The following is a 7927-nucleotide window of genomic DNA, read 5'->3' as shown; positions in this document are numbered from 1 at the left end:
CGTGGAGACTCAGACCAAGCTTCCGCCCATGCCGGGGCTCTCGGGACCCGAGAGGAAGCGCTTCATGAACGGCACCCACCGCACGGCCTCCCCCGAGGAGACCTTCGATCGGATCAAGGGCTTCATGCCGGCGATGGGGATCACGCGGATAGCCAACGTCACCGGGCTCGACGCGATCGGGATACCTGTCGTCGTCGTCTGCCGCCCCAACTCGCGCTCTCTCTCGGTCAGCCAGGGAAAGGGGCTGACGCTGGCGGCCGCGAAGGTCTCGGGGCTGATGGAGTCGATCGAGTCCTATCACGGCGAGAACATCCTCCGGCCGCTGCTCCTCGGCTCCTCTCGCGAGCTCCGGCGCTCCCACGCGATCGCCGACGTCTTCGCGCTGCCGCGGACCTCGAGCGTGCCGCTCGACGAGGACACCCCGCTCCTGTGGGCCGAGGGCTACGACCTCGTGCGCGGCGCCCCTGTGTGGGTCCCCTACGAGCTCGTGCACGTCAACGCCACCGCGACGGGCCGCGTCAACCCGGGCATCTTCTGCTGCTCGACCAACGGGCTCTCGTCCGGGAACGGGCTCCTCGAGGCGGTGAGCTACGGTATCTGCGAGGTGGTCGAGCGCGACGCCACGGCCGTCTGGGGCGCCCTCACCGACGCGGAGCGCGACGCGCGGCGCCTCGATCTCGACAGCGTCGATGATCCCGGCTGCCGCGAGGTGCTCACGAGGTTCGCGGCCGCCGGGATCGCCGTCGGCGCGTGGGAGACCACCTCGGACGTCGGCATCCCCTCGTACGAGTGCCTGATCGCCGAGCGGACCGAGGACGCCATCCGGGGGCTCCACGGCTCCGGCGGGCAAGGCTGCCACCCGTCGCGCGCCGTCGCGCTCCTGCGCGCCCTCACCGAGGCCGCGCAGACCCGGCTCACGGTGATCTCGGGCGCGCGCGACGACCTCCTCCGGGCCGAGTACGACCGCCACCGGAGCCCCGATCAGGTCCGGCACCTCCGCCAGCTCCTGACGGCGCGCGGAGAGCGCCCGTTCTCCGCGGGGCCGACGTTCGCGGGCGACACGTTCGAGGACGACGTCGCCTGGCAGCTCGAGCGGCTGCGCGCGGTCGGGATCGACAGCGTCGTCGCCTTCGATCTCACGAAGCCGGAGTTCGGCATCCCCGTCGTCAAGATCGTCATTCCCGGACTCGAAGGGATCCACTCGTTCCCCAACTACATCCCTGGCACCCGGTTCCGCCGCGCGCTCGAGCGCCGGAGCGGGAGCGCGGAGAGCCTCAAGGAGATCGCATGAGCATCATCGTCTTCCTCGGTCCGACCCTCTCGCTCGAGGCCGCGCGGGCGGAGCTCGACGCCATCTATCTGCCGCCTGTCTCGCAGGGCGACGTCTACCGGGCGTGCGCGAAGCGCCCGAGCGCGATCGCGATCATCGACGGCTACTTCGAGCGCGTCCCGGCGGTCTGGCACAAGGAGATCCTCTTCGCGATGGCGCAGGGGATCCACGTCTTCGGGAGCTCCAGCATGGGGGCGCTGCGCGCCGCCGAGCTCTCCGCCTTCGGCATGGAAGGCGTCGGCGCCATCTTCGAGGGGTACCGCGACGGCCTCATCGAGGACGACGACGAGGTGGCCGTCGCCCACGGCCCCGCGGACAGCGGCTTTCGCGCCGGCTCCGAGGCGATGGTCAACATCCGCGGGACGCTCGACGCCGCGGCGGCCGCGGGCGCGATCACCGCCGCCACGCGCGACGCGCTCGCGGCGATCGCAAAGGCTCTTTACTATCCCGACCGCGCCTACCCCGTGATCCTCGACGCCGCGTCCCGCCAAGGCGTCCCGCAGCGCGAGCTCGCGTCGCTGCGCGACTTCCTCCCGAAGGGGCGCGTCAACCAGAAGCGCGACGACGCCATCGCGCTGCTCCGGCACCTCCGCGCGCGCGCCGAGGCGGGCTTCTCGCTGAAGACCGTCACGTACAGGTTCGAGGTCACCGAGTTCTGGTCCCGCGCCGAGCAGCTCGCCGGCGAGATGGTCGCCGCGGAGCGCCCGGGCGCCGGCGACGCGTCGCCGTACGACACGGTCGTCTTCGACGGCATCCTCGACGAGCTCCGCCTCGACGCGGCGGCCTACGGCCGGGCGAAGCGCGGGGCGATGCTCCGCTACCTCGCGCTGAAGGAGGCCGAGCGGCGCGGCGTCACCGTGGACAACGCCGCGCTGGAGCGGGCGTCCGACGCCTTCCGCCGCGAGCGGCGGCTCTACGAGCCGGACGACGTGAAGGCGTGGATGCGCCAGTTCAGCGTCGGCTGGGGCGAGCTGACGAGGCTGCTCCGCGACGAGGCGCTCATCGGCTGGGCCGAGAAGGCGATCGACGAGGCGGCGCAGGGCCACCTCCGCGACCACCTCTCGGTCTCTGGCGAGTACGCGAAGCTGCTCTCTCGGGCCCGCGAGAAGCAGCGGCGCCTCGCCGAGCTCGGCCTGTCGAACCCCGCCTTCTCCGACGCCGGGATGACCGAAGGCGACCTCACCCGGTGGTATTTCGAGCGGTGCCTTGGCGCGCCCGTGCCGCCCGATCCGGCGAGCGCGCTGCGCGCCGCCGGCTTCGCCGACGCGGACGAGTTCAAGCGCGTGGCGCTGCGCGAGGTGTGTTATCGCCGCGCCGCGCCCGGCGACAGGGCCGCGGGCGCCTCGGCCCCGGAGCGCCGGTGACGCCCGCGATCTCGCTCCGCGGGGCGACGAAGGTCTTCGCGTCGCGCCGGGCCGTCGACGCCGTGTCGTTCGAGGTCCGGCGCGGCGGCGCCACCGCCCTCCTCGGCCGGAACGGCGCTGGAAAGACGACGACGATGCGCCTCGTGACAGGCATCCTCCTCCCCGACGAGGGCGCGGTCGAGGTCCTCGGCGGCAGGAGCGACAGCGTCGCGATCCGCGATCGCGTCGGCTACCTCCCCGAGGAGCGTGGCCTGTACAAGCAGATGCCGGTCGCCGAGCACCTGGCCTTCCTCGGCGAGCTCAAGGGCGTCCGCCCGCGCCGCGCGCGCGAGAGCGCCGCGCGCCTCCTCCGGTCGCTCGAGCTGGAGCACGTCGCGCGCGCGCGGATCGAGACGCTGTCGAAGGGCAACCAGCAGAAGGTGCAGCTCTGCGGCGCGCTCGTCCACGACCCGGAGATCCTCGTCCTCGACGAGCCGATGTCCGGCCTCGATCCCGTCAACGCCGCGCTCGTGAAGAGGCTCTTCGGGGAGCTCCGCGCCACCGGGAAGACCCTCCTGCTCTCGACCCACGTCATGCCGCTCGCCGAGAGCCTGGCGGACAACGTCGTCGTCGTCGATCGCGGGCGCGTCGTCCTGGAGGGGCCCGTCGGCGAGGTGAAGGCGTCCTTCGCCGGCAACACGGCGCGGATCGAGTTCGACGGCGACGGGACCTTCCTCCTCGGCCTCGACGGCGTGGTGAGCGCGCGGATCGAGCCCGGCGTGGCGGAGCTCGTGCTGCGCGACGCCGGCGACGCGCAGCGGGCGCTCTCGGCGGCCCTCCCGCGCCTCCGGGTGCGGCGGTTCGAGGTCTCGTCCCCGTCGCTCGACGAGATCTTCTCCCGCGTCGTCGGCCAGGGCGCCCCGCCGCCGCGCGCCTGCGGGGCGCGCGCGGGCCGGGGCGCGGCGCTGGAGGCGTCGTGAGCCGCGTCCTCGTCGTGTTGAGGCGCGAGTACGTCGCCTCGGTGCGGACCGCTTCCTTCGTCCTCACGACGCTCCTCCTGCCGGTCCTCTTCGCGGCGGTGGGCCTGCTCCCCGCGCTCGTCGTCGCCGCCGGCGCCGGCGACCGCTCGGTCGTCGTCGTCGACGGGACAGGCCGGCTCCGCGGGGTCGTGGAGGCCGCCTTCGCCGGCCTCGCCGGGGAGGCGTCGGCGCGGTCCGCCGCGCGGTCGCTCGGCGCCGCGATGGGCAGCGCGGTGCTCCCGAGGGCCTCCCGGCTGCGGCTCACCTACGTGGCCCCCGGGGACGCCGCCGCCACGAGCGCGGCCGTCGCGGCGCTGCTCGACGGCGCGAGGGCGGGCGCCGCGGCGGGAGGGGACGGCGTGGACGGCGTGGTGGTCCTCCCGCCCGCGATGCTCGAGGACGCCGGCGCGCGGGGCGCGCTGTACGCGCGGGGGGCTGACCTCGATGCCGTCGAGCGCGCCGCGGCGGCGGTGGCGCGCGGCGTCGCCGTGGCGAGGTGGACGGCGCGCGGCCGCGACGCCGCCGAGATCCAGGGCCTCCTCTCGCCCCCCGCGTTCGCGTCGGCGCCTCTCTCCTCGAGCGGCCCTCGGGGCCCGGGCGGCGACCTCGACATGCTCGTCGCGTTCGGCTTCGGCGGCCTGCTCTTCGTCGCGATCCTCCTGAACGGTCGCGAGATCTTGCGCCGCATCGTGCAGGAGAAGTCGGATCGCATCATGGAGATCCTCCTCTCCTCGGTGACGCCGTTCGAGCTCCTGTCCGGGAGGATCCTCGGCCTCGCCGCCGCCGGCCTCACGCAGATCGCCGTGTGGCTCGGGATGGCGGCCGTCGCGGGCGTCGCGGTCGGCGCGCTGGGTGGGCCGCGCCTCGTCGACGCCGAGACCCTGTTTCGTCCCATGGTCGCCGTGTACTTCGTCGTGTTCTTCCTCCTCGGGTACCTCGTCAACGTGGCTGTCTATGCCGTCGGGGGCGCCGCCGCGAGCTCGGAGAAGGCCGCGCAGCAGCTGATGAGCCCGATCTCGATGGCGCTCGCCGCGCCGCCGTTCTTCCTCGTGATCATCGCCGGTCACCCCGGCTCGACGCTGGCCGTCGTCCTCTCGATGATCCCGATCTACGCCCCGATGGTGATGTTCGTCCGGGTCCTCGTCTCCGAGCCGCCGCTCTGGCAGATCCTCGTCGCCATCGTCGGCACCGGCGCGACCGTGGTGCTCTTCATCTGGGTCGCCGCGAAGACCTTCCGGACAGGCGTCCTCTCCCAGGGAGCGACGCCGACCCTCCGCGAGCTCTGGCGCTGGTTCCGCGCCGCGTGACGCGCGCGAGAGACCACGTCTCTCGATGACATCGAATACCCCTGCTGGAATGCAACCTCCCGCGCGCCGAGCGCCGCGCGAGCCGGTCGTGCCGGGTGCGCGCCGTCTGAGGAATCCCCTCATTTGGCAGCCCTTTTCAGCGGGAAAATTGGACTGGGAGACAGGGAGCATTTTGAAGATTTCCCTCCCCGTCTCCCCGCCTCCCCGTCTCCCTGTAAATTTTCTTAAAAACCCGAGGGGATGCCTCGGGCACGCCGTGACGCTCCTCCCCACACCACGTCCGCGCAAGTTGCGCAGAGCCTCGCCCAGCAGCTGAGCGAGGCTTTGCGCAACAACGCCCGCCCGCCCGGGCGACGCGCGTGCGCGCGCCCTGATCCGGGCCTTTCTGGCGCGATGCTGGGGCGAGGCCGCACCTCGTGGTGATGGTATGCGCTTTGCTGATACCCAGTGCGCGGGCGTTGGAAACCTCGATACCCGCGCCAGGACCAAGAACTCCAATTGCATGAGGCGCGACCGTACCCCCGACGCCACGCCGGCTCGTGCGCGGTTCCGCCATGAGGTTCATCATGAAGATCACATCGACGCTGTCGCTCGTTTCGCTCCTCGGCTCGACCCTGTTGATGGTCGCCGGCTGCATGGCTCCGCCGGTCGACGGCGAGAGCGACGTCGACGCCGACATCGACGCCGAGACGACGGCGGAGGAAGTCGGAACGGCGGCCGACGCCATCACGAATGGATGGATGCCCGAGACGTCCGACGGCTGGGCGCCCATCGCGTGCGACAGCGGCAACGCCATCAGCGCGTTCCGCTGCCGCGGCTCCGACTGCGACAACATCAAGGGCTATTGCTCTTCCCTTGGGACCTACAACACGTCCACGTACTGGACCACCTACTTCTCCGAGGAGAGCACCAACTGGCGGACCTGCAATGCCGGCGATTTCGTCACGGGCTTCGCGTGCACGGGCTCTTACTGCGACAACGTGTCGCTCCAGTGCTCCCATCTCAACGGGAAGACCTGGGGCGACTGCTACTGGAGCGGGTTCATCTCCGAGGAGAACGGCGGGATGATCTACTTCCCGCCGGACTACTACATCGCAGGCGCGAAGTGCGACGGCGATCACTGCGACAACATGGCGTTCTATTACTGCCACGCCTCCTGAGCGCCGGCGCTCATCTCGATCGGAGCAGCGCCGCGTCTCTCGAGGGTGCCCTTGGCACGATGCTCGAGGGACGCGCCGCGCTGGGCTGTCCCGCCCCGCAGGCCGCCCGCCTACCTGTCATTGCACAGGACACACCCGTACTCGTGCTGGTACACCCGATGGACTGGGCAGAGCACCAGCGGCTCCGGACGGTCGCCGTAGGACCACGCCGTCGCCCCCGCCCTGCACGCGTCCTCGACGACGAGCGCCTCGATCATCGCCCGGAGCTGATCGAGGCAGGGCTGGATCCAGTCCTCGCGCGGCTCGTACCCCAGCCGCTCCCAGCCCGTCCTCGCCTTTGCCGCCTCGATCACCCGGAGGACGAACTCGCGCTCGCGGACGAAGGTGCTCGGGGACCAGGGCAGCTCGCTGACGTCGAACCCCACGAGCCCGAGCCCGAACAGCCCCTGGTCGTGCGAGGCGAACCATGCGGCGAGCTCGCGCTCCCGCTCGGTCTCGGCCAGCGCCGACGCGGCCAGGGCGAGCACGGAGATGAACACCGAGGTCAGCCCGTTGCTCATCCGGATGTGCGCGAGGTCGGGGCGGGCCTCGTATGTCACCCGGTTCGCCATGGCTTCGCCTCCACGGTCTTACCACTCCGCGGCGGCGGCAAGCTCGGTATCCGCCTCGTCGAGAACGACGATCCTCATTCACGGTTCGTGCGGAGACGCCTGGCGAGCCGCTCCCGAACAGCGTCCCAGGGCTCGACCTTCGCCGTGCCGCGGTCGACGTCCTGCAAACGTCGCTCGACCTCGGTCAGCCAGGCAGCCTCGACGTCCTCGTCGGCGGGCCCGTCCAGGCTCGCGATCAATTGCTTCGCGACGTCTGCTCGCTCCTCCGGCGGAAGTTGCAGGGCCTCCGCAAGCACGGCATTCCTGTACGACATGTCGTGATTCTAGCGGGATCTTGACCCATGGGCAGCCCCGACGACCGGACAGGGAAATCCTGCGTGGCCCGTGGGCAGCAGCGACAGGTTGGACTGCATGGTTCATCCCTGTGCGGCTTGTCGTTTCAGGTGCCAGTTGATGTCGAACCTGGCCCGCGTGCTCTCGTCCCAGCGCGGTGGCAGCACGGGGCCGAGGACATGGAATGGAGGCCACCCCTCGCGCTCGTGGTAGAGGAGCTCTGCCTTCGCGGTGAAGCGGCCGCACACCCGCACCTCCAGGAGCGTTTGTTCGTCCCTGACCTCGTGAGCCGAGATATTGACCCACTCGGGAATCATGCCGTTGCGCCAGAAGCGCGCAACGAAGTCCGCGCTGGACATCGGCCCGAGGTGCTGCCCCTCCGGGATCGCGTCCTCCGGGAACACGACCTCTCCGTCCACGAGGTTCGCGTCGTAGGAGCTATTCGGGACGACGAGCAGCCCGTACGCCGATGGCACCTGCTGGGCAGCGAAGGTCCGACAGAACGCGACGGCGCGCTCGCACGCCGCGTCGAGACGAGCCAGGAAGGTCTTCCGGTCCACTGCCATCGCGATCGCCTCGGTATCCAGCGACGAGAGGGGCTCCGCCTCGGCGCCGGGTGGTGCGGTCAGTCTAGCGGCGACGCTCCCCGCGGTCACCCGCCACGCCCGAGGTGGGCCGCCGGCACCGGCGCGAGTCGGATGTCCATGAAGCTCGGGTCTGCCGCCGCAGAGCCCGTCGTCTCCCGGGACGACGCCGTGAGATGCACGGGCACCTGCATGGGCACGCAACGCCCCGCATCACGAGCAGCGGCGCACGTGACGCAG

The 7927-nt window shown here is 71.3% G+C and carries 8 protein-coding genes; 5 read left to right on the top strand and 3 right to left on the bottom strand.

Annotation, left to right across the window (positions count from 1 at the left end):
* The first annotated feature begins 1 nt into the window (after position 1).
* The 5 genes from WME85_RS49015 to WME85_RS48995 all read left to right on the top strand — a co-directional run bounded on the left by WME85_RS49015 (position 2) and on the right by WME85_RS48995 (position 6159).
* Positions 2 to 1291, top strand: a complete 1290-nt coding sequence (locus tag WME85_RS49015) for a YcaO-like family protein (protein WP_437832061.1) — start codon at positions 2 to 4, stop codon at positions 1289 to 1291.
* Complete coding sequence (locus tag WME85_RS49010; RefSeq protein WP_437832058.1) at positions 1288 to 2694, top strand: TfuA-like protein; 1407 nt, start codon at positions 1288 to 1290, stop codon at positions 2692 to 2694. Before WME85_RS49015 ends, WME85_RS49010 begins: the two co-directional genes overlap by 4 nt.
* Positions 2691 to 3653, top strand: a complete 963-nt coding sequence (locus WME85_RS49005) for an ABC transporter ATP-binding protein (RefSeq protein WP_437832056.1) — start codon at positions 2691 to 2693, stop codon at positions 3651 to 3653. Before WME85_RS49010 ends, WME85_RS49005 begins: the two co-directional genes overlap by 4 nt.
* Positions 3650 to 4999 (top strand): ABC transporter permease, encoded by a 1350-nt coding sequence (locus WME85_RS49000; RefSeq protein ID WP_437832054.1) that lies wholly within the window; start codon positions 3650 to 3652, stop codon positions 4997 to 4999. The genes WME85_RS49005 and WME85_RS49000 overlap by 4 nt, the downstream gene beginning before the upstream one ends.
* A 566-nt stretch (positions 5000 to 5565) precedes the next feature.
* Positions 5566 to 6159 carry a hypothetical protein gene (locus WME85_RS48995; protein ID WP_437832052.1) on the top strand — a complete coding sequence of 198 codons (594 nt, stop codon included), beginning with the start codon at positions 5566 to 5568 and terminating at the stop codon, positions 6157 to 6159.
* A gap of 110 nt (positions 6160 to 6269) precedes the next feature.
* Here WME85_RS48995 and WME85_RS48990 read toward each other — a convergent pair whose 3' ends face one another.
* The 3 genes from WME85_RS48990 to WME85_RS48980 form a co-directional block, all read right to left on the bottom strand.
* Positions 6270 to 6770, bottom strand: a complete 501-nt coding sequence (locus WME85_RS48990; RefSeq protein ID WP_437832050.1) for a hypothetical protein — start codon at positions 6768 to 6770, stop codon at positions 6270 to 6272.
* Positions 6771 to 6844: 74 nt separating this feature from the next.
* Positions 6845 to 7084, bottom strand: coding sequence for an addiction module protein (locus tag WME85_RS48985; RefSeq protein WP_437832049.1), 240 nt, complete (start codon positions 7082 to 7084; stop codon positions 6845 to 6847).
* Positions 7085 to 7186: 102 nt separating this feature from the next.
* Entirely contained in the window at positions 7187 to 7669 is a 483-nt protein-coding gene (locus tag WME85_RS48980; RefSeq protein WP_437832047.1) for a hypothetical protein, read from the bottom strand.
* Positions 7670 to 7927 lie beyond the last annotated feature (258 nt).

The organism is Sorangium sp. So ce1153 (assembly GCF_051521595.1).
Classification (GTDB): Bacteria; Myxococcota_A; Polyangia; order Polyangiales; family Polyangiaceae; genus Sorangium.
This window is presented reverse-complemented; position numbering and strand designations above follow the sequence as displayed.

Coding starts and splice junctions, on each gene's coding strand:
- WME85_RS49010 (WP_437832058.1), top strand. CDS start 1,288: ATGAGCATCATCGTCTTCCTCGGTCCGACCCTCTCGCTCGAGGCCGCG.
- WME85_RS48995 (WP_437832052.1), top strand. CDS start 5,566: ATGAAGATCACATCGACGCTGTCGCTCGTTTCGCTCCTCGGCTCGACC.
- WME85_RS48990 (WP_437832050.1), bottom strand. CDS start 6,770: ATGGCGAACCGGGTGACATACGAGGCCCGCCCCGACCTCGCGCACATC.
- WME85_RS48985 (WP_437832049.1), bottom strand. CDS start 7,084: ATGTCGTACAGGAATGCCGTGCTTGCGGAGGCCCTGCAACTTCCGCCG.
- WME85_RS48980 (WP_437832047.1), bottom strand. CDS start 7,669: ATGGCAGTGGACCGGAAGACCTTCCTGGCTCGTCTCGACGCGGCGTGC.